The 525-nt window shown below is 53.0% G+C and carries 1 protein-coding gene and 1 tRNA gene; one reads left to right on the top strand and one right to left on the bottom strand.

Translation table 11 applies throughout. From position 1 onward, the window contains the following. Position 1 precedes the first annotated feature (1 nt). Positions 2-77 (top strand) — tRNA-Phe (locus QMN38_RS26740). Positions 78-281: 204 nt separating this feature from the next. Here the strand turns inward: QMN38_RS26740 and QMN38_RS26735 are convergent. After that, positions 282-525: hypothetical protein (locus tag QMN38_RS26735; RefSeq protein ID WP_323606422.1), on the bottom strand; the 244-nt coding region annotated here is incomplete at its 5' end.

Below are 525 nucleotides of genomic sequence, written 5' to 3'. Positions count from 1 at the left end.
TGCCCGGATAGCTCAGTCGGTAGAGCAGGGGATTGAAAATCCCCGTGTCCTTGGTTCGATTCCGAGTCCGGGCACCACTATTTAAAGAACCCAGCCTATGGCTGGGTTTTTGCTTTTATAGCCTCTGATCTTTCTAAAGCAATCACAACCCCTCTCACCCCCCCATCTCACTGCGTAAACCCAACATCGATACAAAACTGTTAGATTCAACAATAGGACAGGACTTAAGAGGATGACCGCACCCACTACTGAAGGTGGGATACGGATAACAGGGCAGGTTTTTACAGTTGTAGGTCGGATAAAGCGATACACCGCATCCGGCGAAATGCCACCGGGAGTGCCTGATGGTCCAGACAGTTGTAGGCCGGATAAGGCGATACGCCGCATCCGGCAAAATGCCACCGGGAGTGCCTGATGGTCCAGACAGTTGTAGGCCGGATAAGGCGGGACGCCGCATCCGGCAAAATGCCATCGGGAGTGCCTGATGCGCTGTGCTTATCAGGCCTACAACATACATTCAGTCCG

Source organism: Citrobacter sp. R-1.5.2 (assembly GCF_035064245.1).
GTDB lineage: Bacteria > Pseudomonadota > Gammaproteobacteria > Enterobacterales > Enterobacteriaceae > Citrobacter.
Note: the sequence above shows the minus strand (reverse complement) of the source record. Positions and strands in the feature narration are given on the sequence as shown.